At 45.3% G+C, this 21,250-nt stretch carries 23 protein-coding genes; 5 read left to right on the top strand and 18 right to left on the bottom strand.

All coding sequences use genetic code 11. The features are described 5' to 3' along the window. The first annotated feature begins 8 nt into the window (after window positions 1-8). On the top strand, window positions 9-518 hold the full coding sequence (crr, locus tag AC3D28_RS01460; RefSeq protein WP_098416226.1) for a PTS glucose transporter subunit IIA: 510 nt from the start codon (window positions 9-11) through the stop codon (window positions 516-518). A gap of 208 nt (window positions 519-726) precedes the next feature. Here crr and AC3D28_RS01455 read toward each other — a convergent pair whose 3' ends face one another. The 16 genes from AC3D28_RS01455 to AC3D28_RS01380 all read right to left on the bottom strand — a co-directional run bounded on the left by AC3D28_RS01455 (window position 727) and on the right by AC3D28_RS01380 (window position 17,039). Continuing rightward, window positions 727-1,860: a flagellin gene (locus AC3D28_RS01455; RefSeq protein WP_098415093.1), complete on the bottom strand. Its 1,134-nt coding sequence runs from the start codon at window positions 1,858-1,860 to the stop codon at window positions 727-729. A gap of 479 nt (window positions 1,861-2,339) precedes the next feature. Continuing rightward, window positions 2,340-3,479: a flagellin gene (locus tag AC3D28_RS01450; protein ID WP_098416227.1), complete on the bottom strand. Its 1,140-nt coding sequence runs from the start codon at window positions 3,477-3,479 to the stop codon at window positions 2,340-2,342. A gap of 78 nt (window positions 3,480-3,557) precedes the next feature. Then, window positions 3,558-3,779 carry a hypothetical protein gene (locus tag AC3D28_RS01445; protein WP_488535301.1) on the bottom strand — a complete coding sequence of 74 codons (222 nt, stop codon included), beginning with the start codon at window positions 3,777-3,779 and terminating at the stop codon, window positions 3,558-3,560. A 101-nt stretch (window positions 3,780-3,880) separates the two neighbouring features. Then, window positions 3,881-5,074, bottom strand: coding sequence for a flagellar hook-associated protein FlgL (gene flgL, locus AC3D28_RS01440; protein WP_488535300.1), 1,194 nt, complete (start codon window positions 5,072-5,074; stop codon window positions 3,881-3,883). A gap of 13 nt (window positions 5,075-5,087) precedes the next feature. After that, entirely contained in the window at window positions 5,088-7,001 is a 1,914-nt protein-coding gene (flgK, locus tag AC3D28_RS01435; protein WP_488535299.1) for a flagellar hook-associated protein FlgK, read from the bottom strand. 279 nt (window positions 7,002-7,280) lie between these two features. Beyond that, entirely contained in the window at window positions 7,281-8,207 is a 927-nt protein-coding gene (gene flgJ, locus AC3D28_RS01430) for a flagellar assembly peptidoglycan hydrolase FlgJ (protein ID WP_488535298.1), read from the bottom strand. 17 nt (window positions 8,208-8,224) lie between these two features. Next, window positions 8,225-9,316, bottom strand: a complete 1,092-nt coding sequence (locus AC3D28_RS01425; protein ID WP_488535297.1) for a flagellar basal body P-ring protein FlgI — start codon at window positions 9,314-9,316, stop codon at window positions 8,225-8,227. Window positions 9,317-9,359: 43 nt separating this feature from the next. Continuing rightward, window positions 9,360-10,139: a flagellar basal body L-ring protein FlgH gene (gene flgH, locus AC3D28_RS01420; RefSeq protein WP_488536031.1), complete on the bottom strand. Its 780-nt coding sequence runs from the start codon at window positions 10,137-10,139 to the stop codon at window positions 9,360-9,362. A 29-nt stretch (window positions 10,140-10,168) separates the two neighbouring features. Then, a complete protein-coding gene (gene flgG, locus AC3D28_RS01415; protein ID WP_098416232.1) occupies window positions 10,169-10,957 on the bottom strand; it encodes a flagellar basal-body rod protein FlgG in 789 nt (262 codons plus the stop codon). Window positions 10,958-10,975: 18 nt separating this feature from the next. Beyond that, the gene (locus AC3D28_RS01410) at window positions 10,976-11,725 is read right to left on the bottom strand and encodes a flagellar basal body rod protein FlgF (RefSeq protein WP_098416233.1); all 750 of its coding nucleotides are present in this window, start codon (window positions 11,723-11,725) and stop codon (window positions 10,976-10,978) included. Window positions 11,726-12,005: 280 nt separating this feature from the next. Next, a complete protein-coding gene (flgE, locus tag AC3D28_RS01405; RefSeq protein WP_098416234.1) occupies window positions 12,006-13,319 on the bottom strand; it encodes a flagellar hook protein FlgE in 1,314 nt (437 codons plus the stop codon). A 32-nt stretch (window positions 13,320-13,351) separates the two neighbouring features. After that, a complete protein-coding gene (flgD, locus tag AC3D28_RS01400; RefSeq protein ID WP_488535296.1) occupies window positions 13,352-14,059 on the bottom strand; it encodes a flagellar hook assembly protein FlgD in 708 nt (235 codons plus the stop codon). 17 nt (window positions 14,060-14,076) lie between these two features. Then, on the bottom strand, window positions 14,077-14,490 hold the full coding sequence (gene flgC, locus AC3D28_RS01395; RefSeq protein ID WP_488535295.1) for a flagellar basal body rod protein FlgC: 414 nt from the start codon (window positions 14,488-14,490) through the stop codon (window positions 14,077-14,079). Window positions 14,491-14,495: 5 nt separating this feature from the next. Next, the gene (gene flgB, locus AC3D28_RS01390; RefSeq protein WP_488535294.1) at window positions 14,496-14,891 is read right to left on the bottom strand and encodes a flagellar basal body rod protein FlgB; all 396 of its coding nucleotides are present in this window, start codon (window positions 14,889-14,891) and stop codon (window positions 14,496-14,498) included. A gap of 382 nt (window positions 14,892-15,273) precedes the next feature. Next, window positions 15,274-16,101: a CheR family methyltransferase gene (locus AC3D28_RS01385; RefSeq protein WP_098416237.1), complete on the bottom strand. Its 828-nt coding sequence runs from the start codon at window positions 16,099-16,101 to the stop codon at window positions 15,274-15,276. Between the two features lie 11 nt (window positions 16,102-16,112). Next, window positions 16,113-17,039 carry a chemotaxis protein CheV gene (locus AC3D28_RS01380; RefSeq protein WP_098416238.1) on the bottom strand — a complete coding sequence of 309 codons (927 nt, stop codon included), beginning with the start codon at window positions 17,037-17,039 and terminating at the stop codon, window positions 16,113-16,115. Between the two features lie 76 nt (window positions 17,040-17,115). Between AC3D28_RS01380 and flgA the strand changes: the two genes are divergently transcribed. From flgA to AC3D28_RS01365, 3 genes are all read left to right on the top strand, one after another. Further along, window positions 17,116-17,862: a flagellar basal body P-ring formation chaperone FlgA gene (gene flgA, locus AC3D28_RS01375; protein WP_488535293.1), complete on the top strand. Its 747-nt coding sequence runs from the start codon at window positions 17,116-17,118 to the stop codon at window positions 17,860-17,862. Between the two features lie 118 nt (window positions 17,863-17,980). Next, a complete protein-coding gene (gene flgM, locus AC3D28_RS01370; protein WP_098416240.1) occupies window positions 17,981-18,295 on the top strand; it encodes a flagellar biosynthesis anti-sigma factor FlgM in 315 nt (104 codons plus the stop codon). Window positions 18,296-18,322: 27 nt separating this feature from the next. Continuing rightward, window positions 18,323-18,748 carry a flagella synthesis protein FlgN gene (locus AC3D28_RS01365; RefSeq protein WP_098416241.1) on the top strand — a complete coding sequence of 142 codons (426 nt, stop codon included), beginning with the start codon at window positions 18,323-18,325 and terminating at the stop codon, window positions 18,746-18,748. A 112-nt stretch (window positions 18,749-18,860) separates the two neighbouring features. Here AC3D28_RS01365 and flgP read toward each other — a convergent pair whose 3' ends face one another. Both flgP and AC3D28_RS01355 read right to left on the bottom strand, forming a co-directional pair. Continuing rightward, the gene (gene flgP / locus AC3D28_RS01360) at window positions 18,861-19,292 is read right to left on the bottom strand and encodes a flagellar assembly lipoprotein FlgP (protein WP_098416242.1); all 432 of its coding nucleotides are present in this window, start codon (window positions 19,290-19,292) and stop codon (window positions 18,861-18,863) included. 9 nt (window positions 19,293-19,301) lie between these two features. Then, window positions 19,302-19,940 carry a FlgO family outer membrane protein gene (locus tag AC3D28_RS01355; RefSeq protein ID WP_098416243.1) on the bottom strand — a complete coding sequence of 213 codons (639 nt, stop codon included), beginning with the start codon at window positions 19,938-19,940 and terminating at the stop codon, window positions 19,302-19,304. 168 nt (window positions 19,941-20,108) lie between these two features. On the opposite strand from AC3D28_RS01355, the gene AC3D28_RS01350 reads away from it, so the two are divergent. Further along, window positions 20,109-21,242: a flagellar assembly protein FlgT gene (locus AC3D28_RS01350; RefSeq protein WP_488535292.1), complete on the top strand. Its 1,134-nt coding sequence runs from the start codon at window positions 20,109-20,111 to the stop codon at window positions 21,240-21,242. Window positions 21,243-21,250 lie beyond the last annotated feature (8 nt).

Below are 21,250 nucleotides of genomic sequence, written 5' to 3'. Positions count from 1 at the left end.
ATGACACAATGGGTCTGTTTGACAAACTTAAGAAGCTTGTATCTGATGACAGCGCTGATGCTGGTGCAATCGAAATCATCGCACCACTTTCTGGTGAAATCGTGAACATCGAAGACGTGCCAGATGTGGTTTTCGCAGAGAAAATCGTTGGTGACGGTATTGCTATCAAGCCATCAGGTAACAAAATGGTAGCTCCTGTAAACGGTACTATCGGTAAGATCTTTGAAACTAACCACGCATTTTCGATCGAATCTGACGACGGTGTTGAGCTTTTCGTTCACTTCGGTATCGATACTGTTGAGCTAAAAGGCGAAGGCTTCACGCGCATCGCTGAAGAAGGCCAAGCGGTTAAAGTTGGCGATACAGTTATTGAATTCGACCTAGCTCTTCTAGAAGAAAAAGCGAAATCAACGCTAACTCCAGTTGTAATCTCTAACATGGATGAAATCAAAGAGCTGAACAAGCTTTCCGGTTCTGTAACTGTTGGTGAGACTCCGGTTTTACGTGTAACTAAGTAAAGATTTACTGAGTTGAACACAAAAAAACGCTGCCAATGGCAGCGTTTTTTATTTCCGGTCATTTATTAATTTAACCATCCAAACTTAGAACTTGCTTTTTAAAGAGACCATCTGACCTACACATGCTCTCTTCTGGTCACCTAAAATATTAATGCGCTAAAAAAAGCCAAGCAAAACTTGGCTTTTTTTAAAGACTTGCTTAGCACCATTAACCTAGCAGACTTAATGCTGAGTTTGGCGCTTGTTTCGCTTGCGCCAAAATAGAGCTTGACGCTTGCGATAGAATTTGTGACTTGGTCATCGCGGTGGTTTCTTTCGCAAAGTCAGTATCTTTGATACGGCTCTTCGACGCATTCACGTTTTCGTTAATGTTGTCCAAGTTGCTGATCGCATGGTCGAAACGGTTTTGGAAGGCACCCAATTCTGCACGATGACTGTCGACGTTGTTTAGCGCCGAATCAATCACTGCTACCGATTCTTGTGCGCCACCAACAGAGGTGACGTCGATATTATCAACCGTGACCGCCTTGGCCGCGCCCATGTTTAGCTCATCAGCAAGGCCACCGCTGAATGTGACGTCGCCATCCACTTTATTCGTACCTGCAAAAATTTGTAGCGCGCCTTCTTCATCCACTGACGCTTTTACCAAATCGGTTTGACCATTGATGTAGGTTGCCAATTCTTCAATGTCATCGCCTTCTTTCGCCGCGATATTGATGGTATGAGCTTCACCGTTCGTGTCAGTCAGTTCGATGGCGATATCATTTGCAGTGCCTGACACTCCCCAGTCCGGATCTTTTGCCGTTGTCGCTTTATAGCTAGAGCCACCCATACTCACGTTGTCTGAACGCATGTTATTCAACGTGAGTGTCACGGCTTCACCAGAGTCGGCACCAATCTGGAACGACTTGGTTGTAAAGGTACCATTTAACAGCTTGTTACCACCAAACGATGTGGTTTCTGCAATACGGTTGAGTTCATCGTTCAGTGCGGTTACTTCTTCTTGAATCGCCACACGATCTGATTTTGAGTTAGAGCCGTTTGCCGATTGTAGAGACAAGTCACGCATACGTTGCAGGATGTTGGTGGTCTCGTTCATGGCACCTTCCGCCGTTTGTGCCATTGAGATACCGTCGTTCGCGTTACGAACAGCCACATCCAGGCCACGGCTTTGTGCATTCAAACGGTTTGAGATTTGCAGACCCGCAGCGTCATCTTTTGCGCTGTTGATTCTAGAACCCGAAGACAAACGCTCCATTGACGTTTGTTGCGCTGAGTTTGCGTTGTTGAGGTAACGCTGAGCGGTCATTGCTGATACGTTTGTGTTTACATTCACTGCCATGATAATTTCTCCAATTGATTTTCCGGTAATGCGGTTTCCGACGTCTCGGAAAACCAAGTAGTTCTCTCAAAGTTACCTTTATTAACGACACCAAAGTCAGAAGCTTTAGGAAAAAATTGAAAAAAAGAACTGAGCGAGATTTAGCTTAAAAAATGGGAGAAAAGTCAGGAAGAGATCAAGTTTCTCGAAGTTGAGCAGAAGGGCCTGATGATATGAAAAACCACCAATAAAAATACAACAATCTCAGCAAGTAAGAAAAGAAAAGCCCCTTTTCCTTTGAGAGAACTGGGGCTAGGTTGGTCGCCAGAGCCTATGTGGAGATCAAGAGAAATGACCCCATTCCGGCATACCGGGGGCAGCTTTACATCGAGAATGATTGGCAGATAAAAGTGAGAGAGCCGCACATTCCATTTTAAAGCTGCTTGCCAATAGCTCGCGCTCTATCCACGTCTGGATAATATGAACACAAGCTAGGTAAACTACTGCAATAGAGACATTGCAGAGTTTGGCAATTGTTTCGCTTGAGCAAGGATAGAGGTACCTGCTTGTTGCAAAATTTGTGCTTTGGTCATCGCTGTTGTTTCTTTCGCAAAGTCTGTATCACGGATACGGCTGTTTGACGCTTCTACATTTTCTTGGATGTTTGCCAAGTTATTAATGCTGTGGCTTAAACGGTTTTGTTTTGCACCAAGATCTGCACGTTGTGAATCGACGTATTGAAGTGCAGCATCCACAACAGCGACTGCGTTTTGTGCCCCGCCTACATCACGAACATCAATGTCTTGTACGGTTGTTTTAGCACCTGGACCATCATTAAGCCCTAATTCCGTCGCTAGACCACCGGAAATTGCTAGGTTACCTTCAATATCCGATTCTGCGGCAAATATTTGCAGCTTACCATCTTGGTCAACCGACGCTTTCAGCTTGTCTGTCTGACCGTTTATATACGTTGCAAGCTCTTCAATGTCATCCCCTTGCTTTGCAAACAAGTCAACAACAACGGCTTCACCATCTTGGGTGGTGAATTCAAATTTTAAGTCGTTTGCATCCGTTGGTACGCCCCATTCACTATTTTTGCCTTCAGTCGCAATAAAACTTTGGCCGCCCATACGAAAATCATCGGCACGGATACTGGATAAACCCATGCTGATCGCCTCACCAGAGCTCGCACCTATTTGGAAGGAAGATTCTCCAAAAGAGCCGTTAAGCAGTTTCCGCCCACCGAACGACGTTGTTTCTGCGATACGGTTTAACTCATCTTGTAGTGCGTTAACTTCTTCGTTTATCGCGGAACGTTCAGACAATGAGTTCGTTCCGTTCGCAGATTGAAGCGATAAATCGCGAATACGCTGTAGAATCGACGTTGTCTCATTCATCGCACCTTCAGCGGTTTGGGCTATCGAGATACCATCATTCGCGTTACGCATGGCAACATCAAGGCCACGAGACTGTGCCGTTAAACGGTTAGAAATCTGTAGGCCTGCCGCATCATCTTTAGCACTGTTAATCTTCTGACCTGAAGATAGTCGTTCCATCGAAGTATTTAATTCGTCTGTCGCTTTGTTTAAGTAACGCTGTGCGGTCATCGCAGAAACGTTAGTACTAACTGTTACAGCCATTTTGCTCTCCTTTTGAGTCCGCAAGCTTTTGCGAAGCGGCCAGCTGTACTCTCATTTGGATAAGCACTGACCGTAATACTAACTTGCTAAATCTGCCTTAACGCAGGTATAGAATTTCCAAACTTGTTCTGGTGTTTTTAATACAATTTGTGTGCCAACCTTTACAACTAACAAAAAAACCAAAATTAACAATAACTTACACTCAAAACTGAAACGCCTACCACGATAGAGGCTATCTTCCTCATTGCCGTTACGGTTTTCTTGTTGCCGCTTAGTGGGTATTGCCGCTTTAGGTAACATCGTGTTGCTCAGTGTTAATTACTCACATTATCTGTCGATTTTTCGCACTTAAGGCTTGGCACATAAGGCATTAAAATCCGCACAATGAACGGTGAGCCAAATCAAATGTAGTTAAACAGCGTTAAGTCTTTGGTTTTACCAAAAGCTTGCTGCGATGCCTGCAGCGCGCGTGAGTTTTCACTAAATTCAATAACCGCCTTGGAGTAATCCAAGTCTTCAAAGTTGCTCTTCGCTTTGGCTAGAGACAAATTAAAATCTTCGTGGTTTTGCTCTTGGATATTGAGCGTACTTAACCGCGCACCCGCATCGGATCGTGCTTTGTTTAAATGGATAAATGCGGCTTGGAACTCTTCCGTCATTTGATGCAGCTTGGCCGTGGCCGACGTGTCCGATACCGACTCATCAGACCAAGATATCGCTTGCTTAAAGGTATCAAAAATACTGAAAGACTCGCGCTTTTCGATCTCAATGCTATCACCAGGCGTAATTTGACCTTTTATCTGCATATTCAGACCTTTGTATTCAATGCCTTTTTCCGGAGAAAACTCATCAGCATCAACGACTTTTCCATTACGTTCCAATTGGTAACCAAATTTGCCATTGCTCATATCAACAAACGTCACTCGGTAAGCTGCCTCGTCTTTCGCATCAGCATTGGTGGCTTTATTGAGAAGTAGTTCAGAACCATCTTGTAGATCGTAATTCGGTTGATAGTCACCAAACGGGTTAGCTATTTCCATAAATAATTTGCTGCCAGGGTTATTTGCTGGCATTTCAAGCATGCTGGATACTTTCATTTTGCGCTGGTAGTCATCGCCGGAATATTGCACGCTACCATCTTGGTCACGATAAAAAGGCTGATTTTTCGGTTTTGTGCCCGCGAAGACATAGTTACCAGACTCGTCTTGCGAGTTAACTAAATGAAGAAAGTTACTCGCAATTTCTTCTAGTTCACGCTTCTTAGCTTGCCTGTCTTCAACGGAAAACCCACCATTAATCATTTCCATCGTCAAGCGCTTAGACTCATCGGCAAAGTTTTCGGCATTGGCAATCATGACTTCTTGATTCTCTAAACGGTTACGAATCAACACAATTGCGTCTAGGTATTGGTTTAATTGCTCTTCTTGTTGACCAATACTCTGAATGTAATGTGTCGCCAACGGATCATCGCTTGGTTTAGTCAACTGCTTACCAGAAGCAAGCTGCTCCTGATTGTGGTGTATTTTGTTTTCCTGGCGGCGTAGATCGTTCTGCACCGACTGGTAATTGTGGAAGCTGGAAATACGCGTTAACATCTACAACCTCCTCTTATCGCAACTGCAAGATAGTGTTGAACGTATCGTTCGCCGCTTGCATCACGCGTGAAGAGGCCATGTATGCTTGTTGAAACTTCATCATGTTTGCCGCTTCTTCATCTAAATTCACGCCAGAAATAGACGCTACACGCTCATGCGCCGCTTCACTTTCTAAATTTGCCACGTCGGCTAATCGAGTTGCTGTTGACGTTTTCAACCCCACGTCGGTATTCAAATTAAAATACAAATTTAAAATAGTCGAATCGTCACCGTTCATCTTCTTGTCGGTTTGAATGTTTAGCATCTTGCGTAAGTTGCCGTTGTCACCTTCAGATGGGACTAAGTTTGCTGCAAACTTATCGTTCGCAAATGCCCCACCACTGAGCTCAAATACTGTTGCCTCACCCTTTATGAAGTCGGGGTGGTTGCTGGGTAAACTGACAGCAACGGGGCCAGTTGGCGGGTATGCCTGTGGCGCCATGATCACATTGCCTTTGGTATCAGTAACGGCAAATTGGCCTCCATCAGGAGAAACCACCACTTCAAATTCACGTAAGTCACCTGCCTGCATGATTTCAAACTGGGCATTACCTTGCGCAAAAGTTGTCGATGCCTCATAACTTTGCGCAGCAATGGCTTTAGGGTCATTGGTTTCTACTGTCATTTGAGCAGCACCAGCACGTGTAGGACGAAGTAGAATCGCTTCTCCGACTTTCGGTGCTTGACGTACTTCTACTTTCATACCATCTAGATAAAACGCATTATTGCCATCAGTATTCAGCTTTGAGGTTTCACCGTTTGGCTTTGTCACATTGTAATTATCGCCGTCATAACGTAGCGAGTACTCACCACCTTTCAGCGCACTAATATCATTAATGTATACCGCCATATCAGTCGTCGACTGCGGCCCTGCCACCACACGTGATGTCGCCAACCGTTCAGAGTTCACATCGGTAAATAACGGTTCACCCACGTTGCCGTTGTGATCTAAACCTTGCGATTGTAGATGGTTCACTTCGCTAGAAAACCCCGTTGCCAGACGACCAAGCTCGTCCATCACCTGTGGAAGATGCTCATCACGCATTTTCAGTAGTGCACCGATTTTGCCGTCAATACCATCCGCTTTGATCGGTTTTATCCCTTGTCCTTCAACCATCGCTAGTCGACGTTGGTGAACATCTGGTGCCCCATCAATCATCTTTAATTGGCTGGCTTCTGTTCCCGAAACTAGGGTATGACCATTACCAATATGCACGTTAAACCCTTCAGCGTTTTTACGCGGCGTCACCGTGACTTTGGTGTACTCGGATAACTCATTCACTAACTTTTCATGTTGATCCATCAAATCATTATGAGGACCAGGAGAACGCATCATTAACCGATGAACATCACGGATCTCAACAGCCAGTTGATTCATACGCTCAATGCCCATATCTAGAGATTTGTTTGTCACATCCGATTGCTGACGTACCGTTTCATGAAAGTCGTTTAAGGCATGGCTGATCAGTTGGGCTTTCTCTAATACAACTTTACGTGCCCCCATATCATTTGGAGTATCCGCCATGCTTTTTAGAGCATCGAACCATTCGTTCATATTTTCAGGGATTTTTTTCGAGGAAGCCGAAGAAAGCATGCTCGATAGAAGGTCTAGGTTTTTTTCGTCATCGAGTTTTTGGGCATAGTTAGTCGTAGAAAGGTTGAGTTCATTTACGGCAAACTGATCCCACGAGCGGCGAACATTTTCCACATGCACGCCCATACCGTAGGTAGAACCACCAAACATACGCGGGTCATTCGTACCTTGAATAACAGACTGGCGACTATAACCCTCTGTATTAGCATTGGAAATGTTGTGACCAGTGGTATTTAACTGCCTCTGAGCGGTAAGCACACTTTGAGTACCTACATTCAGAAGATCTGACGCCATACATGCCCCCAAAAACGAAATAAAATCGGTCAAAACCGACCACTGATTTAATTAAAGCAAAAGGCGTGCCAGCTGAATCTTATAAGAAGAACGGAAAATAAAAGCTTGCACTATGACGGCAAGCCTTCGAAAAGCAGTTTAAGGATAACGGAGGGAGTTATTCAAATTACCGTGAGTAATGGTTTAGAAACTAGCGGCGGAAAAATGCATGAACACAAAGCCACATTTCGATTAGTCGTTGAACAGACGAGGGTACTCAGTAATTAACCAAGGCTGGTATTACATCGTTTCGATTTTTTGCTTCACTTGCAAAACTTTATCGGCGTAGGTTGGATCCGTTGCATAACCGGCGCGGTGAATACCACGAATGAAAGATTCAGAACCTGTACCCTGCTGTAGCGCAGTCTCATAACGTGGGTTATCGTTTAAAAAGCGCACGAAGTCATTAAAACTGTCTTCATAATTCGAGTAAGAACGGAAAGCAGCGGTTTCTTTAACTGGCGTGTTGTCATGGAACTCTAGCGTTTGAGCCGTCACTTTATCACCTTGCCAACTTCGGTCGGCTTTGATGTTGAACAAGTTATTACTGCTGCCGCGTGCATTCTTGACGACTTTTTGTCCCCACCCCGTTTCAAGCGCTGCTTGGGCAAGAAGCAAAGATGGTTCAACACCCAGCGCTTTTGCCGCTTTTTCAGCATATGGCTTCATTGAATTGACGAAAGATTCTGGCGAATCGAATTGAGTTAACTCACGATTTGGCCGTGATAACTGACCTGACTCGATCAAACGTTGCTCGATTTCACGCGCTTTTTTCGGATCAACACGACGGTATTCCACCGCGTTGTTCGACGCATCACGCATTGCCGTTTCACTCTTATCGTTACCTTGCCCGACTGTCAGTTGTGCCACAATCATGTCGGCTAACCCCATCGAGCCAGAAGCACTGAGTTCACTCGCCATCTGTTCATCCTGCATCTGGCGATAAAACTTTTCGTTTTGACTGTTCATCAGATTAGACTCAAAGCCTTCGTTGGCCTCACGCATCGATTTGAGCATCATTGACGTGAAAATGGATTCGAACTGGCGAGCCGCCGCGCGCAGCGCCTCTTGTTCACCCTCTTTGCCTTCTTTGACTGCTTTCTGACGCAACGTGTCAAGCGAGCTGATGTCATGAATAAAGCCGATGTCGTTAGGATTTTTAACCATAATTTGCGCCTAACCTTTTAAATGATAATCAACTGGCCTTCAATGGCACCAGCTTGCTTTAATGCTTGCAAGATAGCCATCAAATCCGAAGGCGCAGCGCCCACTTGGTTAACCGCACGGACCAAGTCATCTAAGGTTAAACCAGGCTCAAACTTAAACATTTTGCCCTGCTCTTCGCTCACTTCAATATCAGTGTCGGGGACCACCACCGTCTCGCCACCAGAAAAACCATTTGGTTGACTAGCGTTAAGGTTTTCTTTAATGGCGACGGTCATCCCACCGTGAGTCACCGCCGCTGGCTTAAGTCGCACATGCCTACCGACAACAATAGTACCGGTACGGGAGTTGACGATAATTTTTGCGGCGCCATCGGCTGGATTAAACTCTAAGTTCTCAATCGCCGATAAGAATGCCACACGTTGACTCACATCCCGCGGCGCACGAACACGTACCGATGTCGCGTCGACCGCATTGGCCATTTGTGGGCCAAGAAAGTTGTTAACGGCATCAGCCATGCGTTGTGCTGTAGTGAAATCAGACTCAAGTAAATTGAAGGTAATGTAATCACCACGACCAAATGGGTTGGGAATCTCACGCTCCACCGTTGCGCCGCTAGAGATAAGGCCAACGGTCGGGTTATTGCCGACAATCTTAGATCCATCGGCGCCTTCGGCACTAAAGCCACTCACCACTAAGTTGCCTTGTGCCACCGCGTAGACTTCACCATCCAGACCTTTTAGAAAGGTTTGTAGCAATGTGCCACCACGCAGGCTTTTTGCACTGCCAATGGAGGAGACGGTGACATCCACTTGCTGGCCTGGCTTAGAAAATGGCGGCAACTCTGCCGTGACCATTACCGCGGCCACATTTTTGATTTTTGGTTTGGTGCCTGGCGGCATTTGAATGCCGAAGTTTTGCAGCATCGCGGCGAAACTTTGCTCAGTAAACGGGTTCGCTTCACCTGTACCTGGTAAGCCTGAAACCAAACCATAACCCACGAGTTGGTTGCTCCGCACGCCCGCCACTTGCGTGACGTCTTTGATACGTGCGGCTTGGGCTGCGGTAGACCACAACACAACGCTCATCAGTACTAAAAGGATTTTCTTCATGCTTACTTATCTCTTGCCGTCAAATTGCTGTCAACGCGACACCTTACAGTGCTACATTAAAGAATCGTGCCAAGAAACCCGGCTCTTGCATATCTTGTGGTAGCCCTGTGCCTGAGTACTGAATTCTTGCGTTAGAAACGCGATTTGACGCAATGGTGTTGTCAAAGTTGATGTCATCTGGGCGAATACTGCCACTTAAACGAATGTATTCATCGCCAGTATTGAGTGTCATCCACTTCTCTCCGCGGATCACTAAGTTGCCGTTTGCCAACACTTCGATCACCTCCACAGTAATATAGCCACTGATACTGTTGCTCTGTTTTGCTGAGGAATCACCAGCGAATGTGTTCGTGTTGTTTAAGTTGTAGGAGAAATTGTACTTACCGCCAACTTGTAGCTCTTCTCCGCCGACTTCGAGCGGATCCATTTGCGCTTCGTTGGTTTTGGATAAATCCGCATTAGCGCTCTTGGTCGCACTGGTTGTTTCATCGAGCGTAACCGTAATGATATCCCCAATGCCACGAGGTTTAGAGTCATCATAAAGGTCACTGATATGCTCGGCGCTAAACAAAGACCCCGTTGCTGCTGCGTAATGTTCTGGCTTCTTTTTCGGGTGGATCGGTGCCCATGCAGGGTCACCCGCCACCGGATCGCTTCTGCCACGCAGGGTATCCACAATGCCGCTGCTTTCTTCTTTCGATTTATCACCTTCAACTGCGTCAACAACCGTTGTTGACTGAGTCACTTCATCCGTATCAATCGGCTCCAACATGGCACAACCAGACATCGTGACAATCAGAGTAAGTAGGCAAATACGCTTCATTGTGGCCATCTTTTTCCTGCTCTCAACTGTTATAACTGCTGGTTAATAAAGCCCATCATCTTATCGACGGACGAGATCACTTTAGAATTCATTTCGTAAACGCGCTGCGCTTCTATCATGTTAACCAGCTCTTCGGTGACATTCACGTTAGACGCTTCTAGCATGGATTGGCGAACTTCCCCCAAGCCATCCAAACCAGGAACACCTTCTTGCGGATCACCACTTGCGCCCGTTGGTAAGTAAAGGTTCTGACCGATTGGCTCTAGACCTCCTGGGTTAACAAAGTCAGTGATCGTCAACTGGCCCACGACTTGGTTGTCTTGCTGACCACGAACACGGACAGATACTTCACCGTCGTTGCCAACCGTGATGGAAATGGCATCTTCAGGAATTACGATTTCAGGTTCAACAGGGTAACCAGAACCTGACGTTACCAGTGTTCCTTCACCGTTCAATGTAAACTGACCATTGCGGGTGTAACCGATATTACCGTCAGGGAGCGTGACTTGGAAAAAACCATCCCCCTCAACCATCATGTCCAATGCATTAGTCGTTGTTTGTGCGTTACCATGGGTATGCACTTTTTGCGTTGCCACCACTTTGGAACCCGCACCTAACATTAAGCCACTTGGCAGTTCCGTATTTTGTGAAGATTGACCACCAGGTTGATTGATATTTTGGTAGAACAAATCTTCAAATACCGCACGACTCTTTTTGTAGCCGACTGTCGAGGCGTTCGCTAAGTTGTTTGAAATGGTTGCGATATTGGTTTGTTGGGCATCTAAACCCGTTTTACTTACCCATAGTGCTGGATGCATAGTGAACCTCTAACTCTGTTAACTCATACGAAGCAGTGAATCTGAAGATTTGTCCATCTCTTCAGCGGTGCTCATCATCTTGACTTGCATTTCAAACTGACGTTGTAAGTCAATCAATGCCGTCATCTCACCTACGGCATTGACGTTACTGCCTTCAACGGCTCCAGTTTGGAGACTGACCGTCGCGTCTGCTTCGTAAGGTTGGTTTGGAGTTTTATGGCGAAATAAGCCATTGGTGTCTTTAAATAAGCCTTGATCGTTAGGCTTAACAAGTTTGATACGATCAACCGTTTGGAATGCTTCAGCCGGGGCACCTTGAGGAAGTACAGAGATGGTACCATCACGACCAATTTCAATTTTGGAGAGAGGAATAGGCAAAGTAATCGGCGCATCGTTTTCGCCCAATACCAAATGGCCACTTGCGTTTGTTAACATGCCATTTTGGTCGACTTTAAGGTTGCCATTGCGGGTCAACCCTTCCTTTCCAGTATGATCCAAGACCGATATCCAGCCGCTGCCTTCAATCGTGACATCCAGATCACGGCCTGTCGTAATCACACTGCCTTGTGCAAAATTATGTCCCGGACGCTCTGTCATGCTGAATACACGCGAAGGGTGACCTTCACCATACGCTTGCATTGAACGAGCCTGCGCTAAATCAGCACGAAAGCCTGTCGTACTCACGTTTGCCAAGTTATTGGCGCGCAATTGTAGAGCCTGCATATTTTGCTTGGCGCCACTCATTGCGAGAAACAGTGCGCGATCCATAAATTACTCCCAAAACTTCTTTATACAATGGAGAAAGCAATAGTTATGCCAATAAAAAATAGTGTTATTAATCAACAGGATAAGATAAAAGGAAGAATGTGGGTGGCAATCCGAATGGATAAACCATTAAAGCTGGCAAGATTTGGATCCCCCTTGGCGGCAACAGCGGCAAGTGAGAGATAGAAGCATGCTCAGTCCGACTTGAGGTGTGTCAGACTAAGCAGCTGAATGTCATGATGTGAGCAAACCGACAAGTGCACGCCATGTTTACTTAAGTAAATTAACGGATCTGCAGAATATTTTGTTGTAACTGGTTGTGTACTTCTAACGACCGTGAGTTAGCTTGGAAGTTACGCTGAGCAGAAATCAGATCCACCAGTTCCTGAGTCATATCAATGTTTGACTGCTCCAGTATACCGCTGTTGATGGTACCGAAAGAGCCTTTATTTGATTCCCCCCAGATCTTGTCACCGGAGTTCTGAGTTGAATCCCATTGGGTCCCACCCTTCTTATCTAGACCTTGCTCGTTAGGAACACGCACCAGTGCCACTCGACCTAATGTCACGTTCTCACCGTTTGAGTATGTACCCAATACGCTGCCATTTTCATCAAAGTCAACTTTGGTTAAAAAGCCCGTCGTAGCACCATCTTCGTCAAACTTCGTCAGCTCGAAGGGAGCGGCAAACTGCGTTGTAGAGCCTAAACCAAAGTTCAGAGTTTGTGCAGGATCGGCGCCATTCATATCGACTGGGGTCGTATTGGTTGCAGGGTCGCCAAGTGCAACAGACGTAATGGGATTACCACCGTTGAGACTTGCCAATGTGCCGTCGTTGTTAAACTTCATTGTATGACCGACGTGACCTGTTGCCGTTTGAGCATCACCCGCAGCGACGTCCAGAGGTTTCTCACCCGTTTTATCCGTTACTGTGTAGTAAGTGTTCCAAGTGTTCGGTTGAGTCTGATCTTTCAAGTAGTATGTACTTAACTTATAAGACTGACCCATCGAGTCATAAATAGTCGAAGACGTTGAACGGTTATATGTATCTGGATCTGAAAAATCAAACTGCGCTGGATCTTTCAAGTCGCCATTAGCAGGTAGGTTTGCGCCCACTTCAATATTTGCCGTTTGTTTTGGTTTTCCAAATTCTGCCGGAATATTGATTGGCTGAGGCTCGTAAGAAGCAACCTCACCGGAGTCTGGGTTCACTTGATAACCGAGTAAGAACTCATCGTTCGCGGTCACCATATAGTTGTCTTTATTCAAATGAAAAGCACCATTACGTGTCATTTCATTTTGTTGTGGGGTCAATCGGTCTTTTGCTACAGAAAAGAACCCGGTTCCCGACACACGTAAATCCATAGGGTTGTTGGTGTTAATGCTTGAACCTTCGTGGAACTGTTGGGCCACTTGGCTTGCTTGTGCACCACCACCTGGTGTGGTTTTTGCGTTAGTGAATAAAGAATTTGAGTACACATCGGCAAACTCAGCACGGGACTCTTTAAAGCCGTACGAATTAGCGTTCGCAATGTTGTTACTGGTGGTGTTCAAATCCAGTTGGGCGGCAGACAAACCGCTTAAAGATACATATGACATTCCAAAAATCTCCTAATCTAGCGAGCTATTGCTTACGCTTTACCGACTTCCAGTACTTCTGCAAGTCGAACTGGTGATTCAAAACCAGCTAGATTGAGTAATACGTTTCCATCACCCTTACCCAGCAATACGCTATTTACATTGGCATAAGTGGATACTGGGAACTCTTTTGACTCCCCATCCACTAAGCCAGACGCTTTGACTTTGTATTTACCAGCAGGCAGTGGATTTCCGTTTTGATCATTACCGTCCCAAAGCACACGAGAGTCACCAGCGGGTTTCGCACCGACCTCAAAAGTACGAACCAATTGGCCTGCTTCATCCTCTACACGAACAAATAAATTGTCGATAGGTTGTGAAAGCTTAACCATTGCCGCCATCGAAGCATCATTTTGCTTCACACCAGCAGCGCCTGGGACCAACACATCACGCCCGACCAAAGAGGAAGCTTGCAACGCTTGGTTCGATGTCATTGACGAGTTTAAACTCTCAAACTGAGTGTTCATTTTGCCAATACCATCTACGGTCGCAAATGAAGCCATTTGCGCAATCATCTGATCATTGCTGACCGGCTTAAAAGGGTCTTGCTGAGACAATTGCTTAGTAAGCAAAGATAGGAAGTCTTCTTGTTTAAGATCCTGCTTACCAGTGCTCTCTTCAGTCTTTTTATTCTCTTGTAGGCTTTTAAGCTGGTCGATATAGGACAAGCCGCTTTGACCAACGTTATTAATTCCGGCCATACGCTACCTCCTTATCCTTATTGACCCATCTGCAGCGTACGCAGCAGCATCTGTTTACTTGAATCCGCGACTTGCACATTGGTTTGGTATGCACGAGAAGCCGAAATCATGTTTGCCATTTCTTCCATTACATTAACGTTCGGCTTGTAAATGTAGCCTTCTTCGTTTGCAAGGGGATGATCAGGCTTGTACTCCGCACTCAGCGGTTTATCGCTTTCTACAATTCCCATCACTTTCACTGGCACCGTATCACCGCCACGCATGGCGTGACTTAACTCCGCACCAAATACAGCATGACGCGCCTTGTAGGTGTCTTTCGCAGAACTGCTAACACTGTCAGCGTTCGCCAAGTTACTTGAGGTAGTATTCAGACGAACAGACTCAGCGCTCATTGCGGAACCTGTCACATTGAAAACGTTAAATAAGCTCATCTAAATCATTCCCCTTTAATAGATTTGGTTAAGTTCTTGAATTTGCTGCCTAGAAACTCGAGTGATGCTTGATGTCTGATTTGATTTTGCATAAATAAGTTACGCTCTAAGTCCAAATCGACCGTATTGCCGTCACCCGTATCTGGTTGAGTGGGAAGACGATATAGTTTGTCACCTGTCAACGTTGCAGTGGCAGGAATATGCCGACCATCAGTACGACTAAGACCAATGCTTGCCCCTGAGGTTGCCGCCTGCAATTCCTTAGCAAAGTCTAAACCTCTTGATTTGTAACCAGGCGTGTTTGCTTGCGCAATGTTGGTAGAAATCACCTCAGCATTACGCTCACGTACGCCCACCGTGTGCTGGTGGATGCCTAGTGCATTGTCAAAAGATATAGCCATGTTTGCCTCTACAATTAAGAACTGACCGTTATTGATAACTAAAAGCAATTAGTGTGCCAAAAAAAGGGAGCACTATGTAGGTGGCTCGCTATCATCCGTTTAGACAGCAATAAGTAAGCCAAAGTGATTGGAATGTCATCCCACTTCACTTACATAAGCGGAGTTCAGGTTATTTATACTCAAATAAACTAAAGATGCTTAGGTTTAGTAAAGATACACCTAGATAAGATGACTAGGCAAAAATGAGAGGCGGTTTCGTTAAGAGAAGCGCGAGGTGTATCGCCTACACTCAAGAATAAAGGCGAAACCAAAGTGACAATGAACACAGAAAAAGAAAAGCCTGACACTAGGTCAGGCTTTATTATCTATTTAAGAGATTTCGCTATTTAAGCTTGTAAATGATCCCTGGATTACAACGTACCATTTCAAATTTGTCAGTCAGACCCGTTAACGATTCTGACGCACCAAGTAACAAGTAACCGCCTGGATTTAAGCTGTTTGCCATTTGGTTGAGCACTTTTGACTTCATTTCAGGTGAGAAATAAATCAACACATTACGGCAAAAAATGATGTCAAACTTGCCCATGAGCGCGTAGCTGTCCATCAAGTTTTGTGGACGAAAGTTGACTAAGCGTTTCACATTGTCTTTCACTTTCATTCGACCACCGTCGGCATCTTCAAAAAAAGTTCGGCGACGCTCAGGAGAAAGTCCACGCCCTAAAGCGAGGTTGTCATACACGCCTGCGCGACACATTTCTAACATGCTCGCAGAAATATCGGTTGCCGTAATGGAAACATTTGCCAGCATGCCAGGCTTACGCTGTTGCGTTTCCAGAATCGTCATCGCAATAGAGTATGGCTCTTGGCCTGATGAACTGGCTGCAGACCAGATCTTTATTGGGCGTTTATTTGCCGCCACTTCTGGTAATAGTTTGTCAGCTAAAACGGTGAACGGATAAGTATCTCGAAACCACAAGGTTTCGTTAGTCGTCATCGCATCGACAGCGGCTACGCGTAACTCACGATTACGCCCTGATACGACATCACGTAGCAAATCAGATAAGGATGCGAGCTTAAACTTCGTCACTAACGGACTCAGTCGGCTACGCACGAGATACTGCTTGCTATCCCCTAGTACGATGCCACATTGCGATTCTAGAAAACGGCTAAAGTCACGATACTCTTGATCACTGATTGTAATAGCAGTCATTAATGTCTCTTTTATTGTGTTAATGCAGATTTAACCGCGTTACCCAATTCATCTGGGTTAAATTTCGCAATGAAGGAGTTGGCCCCTACACGTTCAACCATCGCTTGGTTGAAAACACCACTTAACGATGAGTGGAGGATAACATAAAGGTCTTTCAAATCGACATGTCTTCGAATTTCAGCGGTTAATGTATAACCGTCCATTTCTGGCATCTCAATATCGGAAATCACCAGTGATATTTGTTCGTAGATGTTGCCCTCTTGAGCCATCTCAATCAACTTATTGTACGCCTCTTTGCCGTCTTTCACTGATACGACCTCGAAGCCAATTGACGTAATCGCTCGCTCTACCTGTTTACGAGCCACGGTGGAATCATCAGCAATAAGCACGCGTCGCACGATAGGCTTTTCTTGTTCTGCTTGCGCAATCTCTTCACCGATAGCGGAATCCATCGTTTCATCCACTGGCGCGATTTCAGCCAAGATTTTTTCAACATCAAGAACTTCAACTAACTCGTTATCGATATTCGTCACTGCGGTTAAGTAGTGCGCTTTACCTGCCCCTTCTGGCGGCGGCAATATCGCCTCCCAATGTACGTTGGTAATACGCTCAACCGACGAGACCAAAAACGCTTGGATAGAACGGTTAAACTCAGCAATCAAAACAAAACACTTATCAATATCAGTGGTTGGACGGCCACCAATTGCCAGGCTCAAATCAATAACAGATACAGTATTCCCGCGGATATGAGCGATACCTTTTACCAGCGGGTGTAGATTCGGTATTAACGTCAGCTTAGGGCACTGCAGTACTTCTCTCACTTTAAATACGTTAATGCCGTAACGCTGTTGCCCCATCAGTCGAAAGGTCAATAATTCCAATCGGTTCTGACCGACGAGTTGCGTACGCTGATTCACCGAGTCAAGAATCCCCGTCATATGCTCATCTCCATCTCAAACTTTTTGTTTTTAAATGATACTCTACCCTTGGTCAACACGATACCAAGGAGACAGTATGGCGTATTTCACTTTAACTTCGACACCATTGACTATGGCAACATGTAGAGCGCTAATTACAAAATACGCTAAGTTTATCGGCATTTTACTCAGTATGTTTAGTTTTTTTGTTCACTCAGCCACTGATAGTCAGATAGAACAAATAAAAGCGGCCGCAGAGCAGCATATTCTTGCCACCGTTGAACAACCTACAGGTGGCGAGTTATCCGCTAATGCGGCAAATGTTGACTCAAGAATAAAAGCAACGGATTGTCCAGCCCCCCTTGATACTTCTGCCTCTTCCACCAGCAGCACACGTAGCAACATTAATGTTTTGGTCGAATGCCCAGCTGACGATTGGAAAGTGTATGTACCTGTGAGGGTTTCAGTCTCGATCCCCATGATTGTGGCCACGCGCCCGCTTGGAAGAGGAGAAATTATCAGCGCCGCCGACGTAACGATTTCTATGATTGAGTTACAACGCTTTCGTAAAGACGGTTTTTCTCATTATGAACAAGCTATTGGAGCAAAACTGAAGCGTAATGTACGTCTTGGTGATGTTGTTGAGCGGAATGACGTTTGCGTAGTGTGCCGCAATGAGAGAGTGACCATAAAAGCGATAAATGCTGGCATGACAATCACAACACAAGGCACAGCGCTGCAAGATGGTGCAGCTGGCGATCAAGTCAGAGTGAAAAATGATAAGTCACAACGTATAATTGAAGGCATAGTGACTGACATTGCGGAAATCACTGTTAATTTTTGATACTCACTGTTAACGTGTTCAAGTTTGATCAATAAAAACGCAAAATAGGACTAAAGTTCTTTTTGCATAGGTCGATACCCTGAATACCCGTATTACGATACAAGGCAAAAGGTTAAACATGGCAGGTATAGACAATATACGTTCAGGGCAAGTGATGACGACGACCAACCGCACACCTGCACGTAACGATTCGAATGCGACCAGCACGACAGAATCAAAAAAATCGCCAGCACAACAAGACGCGGTATCACTCAGTCAACAAGGTAAAGCCGTCAGCAAACTCCAAAAGGATATGGCTGATTCACCGGCTTATGACAGCGCAAAAGTGGCGGCAATCAAAGAAGCAATAACAAGCGGTTCATACAAAGTCGACCCTGAAAAACTGGCTGACAATATGATTAAGTTTGAAAACGAATTGCAAGGCAAAAGCTAACTGACTTAGGCTCAAGGTAAGTATTGTATGGCAGCATTAGTCGATCTCGTAAACTTCCAACTAGAAAATGCCAAGGCACTTTCTGCTGTTTTGCGTCAGGAAACACAAGCGATTACCGCCCATGTTTCTACAGAGATAGAAAGTATTGCTAAACAAAAAATGACACTTATTGAACAACTGAGAACCACAGATCAGCGAATCGCCTCTCATCCACACGTCAATCAGCTTAGTGAGGATGAAAACCTAAGTCAGGTTGTCACCCAAATTCAATCAATCGTGCTTGACTGCCAACAAGTCAATCAAGTCAACGGTGAATCGCTCCATCGCGCACAATTGAGCTTTAATAAACTCAATAACATGCTTCAGCGCACCCATGGCAAAGTGGGTATGACTTACAATGCTGGCGGGAAAACCCACACTATTTCCACACTAGGCACCAATATTAAAGCTTAACTATCACAGCTAAATCCCCCAGTCCGGTATGTCACGTGTAAAAAAGCGACCAATTGTTATTAATTAGCCGCTGGACAGATTATCTACACTGGGAATATTCGCTCTATGCGAATTAGAACAAGGTCTGTTGTCGCTTCTCTGGCACCTGTTGTACTTCTCCGTAATCACGCAATTTATCCATTTTACGAATATCGAGACGAAGCTCTGTCACGTAACTGTCTTCGACGAGGTAACTCCGCACGACTTCAGCCCCTCGAATTACGCCATCAACGGCTCCCGTCGTATTCTCTATGCCTAAACGCTGATCTTGTAACTCTGCACGACCGCTTACTCTCATGCCGTAAACTTGTTCCGCTAACTCGCGGTAAGCATCGATTTTTGATGCTCGCATAGCACGCACACGCTTTTCTTCAACGGTACGACCAGTTTGTTCAGTGACACTTGCATAACCCACCGCCACTAAGATCTCATCTTGGCGCATCTGTTGTAATGGCTGACACCCCACCAAAATCAGTGTGGCAATAATAAATAATAACTTCTTCATGGTTCTATCCTATGGACGGAGGATCACGGTGTAAGGCTGACGAATGGTTGGATCAGAACGAATCAGCACACCATCTTGTGTGCGGATGCTGTTTAATGTATCTAAATCACGACCAATACGATCCGCAGGCAAGAAACCTTGTGCTGTTGCGACGACGACACGGCTTTGCATGCCCACCACACGAGCGTTCACCAATACGCCACCTTCTTGACGCAACATGGTTCCGGTTAATACATATTGAACTTGCTGCTCGTGGGCCAACTCTTGCCAATCACGACTGAGCGCAAAGTCACCTTGATGAGTCACTTGAATTGAGCCTGTGGTTTTAAAATCAACCACTTTAAAACCGCGGCGCTGGAACTGATGAATAAACCCTTCAGATACAGAGTTACCTAACCAGTTCGTTGCATCCATACTTTGTAGATCAACAAACGACGTAATAGCAATCGGCGTGCGCGCTGATACCGCTACATTAGAAACCATTAGATCTTCCGTCATGCTTTCAATGAAAAAGTCCATCGTATGACGTGGACTGTCCATAAGCATGAACTGGCTCCCCGAATAGGGTTCTTTACCATTGTAAATTGGTGAGTACGCGCATGATGTCAAAAGCGCCATCATCGATGCGGCGATAAGCCACTTTCTCATGGTTTGATTCTCCAGATAATCTTAGGTGACACAGCTCTCATTAATTACTTTCCAAGAAAGTGAATATTGGAACAATCTTTGCTTTCCTTTGTTTGCCTAACGAAGACAAATCCACCAAACTTCACTAGAATTGTTAAAGCAATATTTATACCTGAATGGTTATAATCAATGAAAAAAATATTAATCAGCCTATTTTCAATCACTTTCATAATGCTTTTGCCTTTTAGAGCCGTGGCATCGTGGTACGAAGTAACAGGCGTTGCCACCATCGTTTCTTCTGAAGAAACGGCAAGATTACATGCACTGGAAGACGCTCTATTTAAAGCTGTTAATTTTTCGGGCGCCGATATTGGCAGTGTGAGCAATTTAATGCCGCTATTGGAAGAAAGTCGTAAAGAGTATCTGTTCACTAACCATGAAGTCCGTTACATTCTGGTCGAATCTGAACGTAAGCGCCGCGGAAAAGTCGAGGTCAAAATCCGTGTAGACATTTATCCGTCGGCAACGGGTTGCCATACCGCTCAATACAAGAAGACGATGCTTGTCGGTAACATTGAGATCGCATCACCACAGCAAGCCGTAATGGGACAGCTCTATCAAGTTGGGGATGACTTCAGCCGAGTGGTGAACCGCCAATTGGATCAAACCTCTCGTAGCTTTGTGTCCGTAGGAACCACTGACTATTCCGTCAACAGCCATTACCCTGCCCGCACTCAAATGATTGCTCAAGACAACGGAGCACAATACATCATTGGTGGCGTGATTACGGATTTAACCGCCACAGTCGAGTCTCAAATATTGCAAGGTGACATTATCAACCGTCAGTTTGCGTTAGAAATGAAGGTTTTTGATGGCAAAACCGGCCATGAAGTCTTCCACAAAAACTATCGAGAAGTCGCTCATTGGCCATTTGCGAAAACCAGTCAAGTCGATACCAGAAGCGCTCGTTTTTGGGCGTCGGCCTACGGCGAGATGATGCTTCGCGTTAGTCGTAATATCATGCTGGATTTGGAGTCAGAGTTGTCTTGTAAAATCACACTGCCAGAAGTGGTGGCGGTTTATGGCAACACTGTAACCATGGATCTTGGTCGTATGCATGGCGTAAAAGAAGGTGACACCTTGCAACTGTGGCATACCGCCTCTTTCATTGACCAAAATGGTTTACCACGTAACAAAGTTTCACAAAGTGAGATCACATTGACGGTATCACGTATTTATGAAAACGAAGCAGAATTGACCATTGATCAGCCAAATTTAGCATCGAGTGTCCAAATTGGCGACGTTATGAACAAGATATTATAAAAGCAGCA

This window comes from Vibrio sp. TAP-3B (genome assembly GCF_057784735.1).
This window is presented reverse-complemented; position numbering and strand designations above follow the sequence as displayed.

Coding starts and splice junctions, on each gene's coding strand:
- flgD (WP_488535296.1), bottom strand. CDS start 14,059: ATGGCCGGAATTAATAACGTTGGTCAAAGCGGCTTGTCCTATATCGAC.
- flgG (WP_098416232.1), bottom strand. CDS start 10,957: ATGCATCCAGCACTATGGGTAAGTAAAACGGGTTTAGATGCCCAACAA.
- flgL (WP_488535300.1), bottom strand. CDS start 5,074: ATGTTAACGCGTATTTCCAGCTTCCACAATTACCAGTCGGTGCAGAAC.
- flgK (WP_488535299.1), bottom strand. CDS start 7,001: ATGGCGTCAGATCTTCTGAATGTAGGTACTCAAAGTGTGCTTACCGCT.
- flgJ (WP_488535298.1), bottom strand. CDS start 8,207: ATGGTTAAAAATCCTAACGACATCGGCTTTATTCATGACATCAGCTCG.
- flgP (WP_098416242.1), bottom strand. CDS start 19,292: ATGAAGAAGTTATTATTTATTATTGCCACACTGATTTTGGTGGGGTGT.
- AC3D28_RS01445 (WP_488535301.1), bottom strand. CDS start 3,779: ATGTTACCTAAAGCGGCAATACCCACTAAGCGGCAACAAGAAAACCGT.
- AC3D28_RS01385 (WP_098416237.1), bottom strand. CDS start 16,101: ATGACTGCTATTACAATCAGTGATCAAGAGTATCGTGACTTTAGCCGT.
- AC3D28_RS01410 (WP_098416233.1), bottom strand. CDS start 11,725: ATGGATCGCGCACTGTTTCTCGCAATGAGTGGCGCCAAGCAAAATATG.
- AC3D28_RS01355 (WP_098416243.1), bottom strand. CDS start 19,940: ATGAGAAAGTGGCTTATCGCCGCATCGATGATGGCGCTTTTGACATCA.
- flgH (WP_488536031.1), bottom strand. CDS start 10,139: ATGAAGCGTATTTGCCTACTTACTCTGATTGTCACGATGTCTGGTTGT.
- AC3D28_RS01425 (WP_488535297.1), bottom strand. CDS start 9,316: ATGAAGAAAATCCTTTTAGTACTGATGAGCGTTGTGTTGTGGTCTACC.
- flgE (WP_098416234.1), bottom strand. CDS start 13,319: ATGTCATATGTATCTTTAAGCGGTTTGTCTGCCGCCCAACTGGATTTG.
- flgA (WP_488535293.1), top strand. CDS start 17,116: ATGGCGTATTTCACTTTAACTTCGACACCATTGACTATGGCAACATGT.
- flgC (WP_488535295.1), bottom strand. CDS start 14,490: ATGAGCTTATTTAACGTTTTCAATGTGACAGGTTCCGCAATGAGCGCT.
- AC3D28_RS01380 (WP_098416238.1), bottom strand. CDS start 17,039: ATGACGGGGATTCTTGACTCGGTGAATCAGCGTACGCAACTCGTCGGT.
- AC3D28_RS01365 (WP_098416241.1), top strand. CDS start 18,323: ATGGCAGCATTAGTCGATCTCGTAAACTTCCAACTAGAAAATGCCAAG.
- AC3D28_RS01455 (WP_098415093.1), bottom strand. CDS start 1,860: ATGGCAGTGAATGTAAACACAAACGTATCAGCAATGACCGCTCAGCGT.
- AC3D28_RS01450 (WP_098416227.1), bottom strand. CDS start 3,479: ATGGCTGTAACAGTTAGTACTAACGTTTCTGCGATGACCGCACAGCGT.
- flgB (WP_488535294.1), bottom strand. CDS start 14,891: ATGGCTATATCTTTTGACAATGCACTAGGCATCCACCAGCACACGGTG.
- crr (WP_098416226.1), top strand. CDS start 9: ATGGGTCTGTTTGACAAACTTAAGAAGCTTGTATCTGATGACAGCGCT.
- flgM (WP_098416240.1), top strand. CDS start 17,981: ATGGCAGGTATAGACAATATACGTTCAGGGCAAGTGATGACGACGACC.
- AC3D28_RS01350 (WP_488535292.1), top strand. CDS start 20,109: ATGAAAAAAATATTAATCAGCCTATTTTCAATCACTTTCATAATGCTT.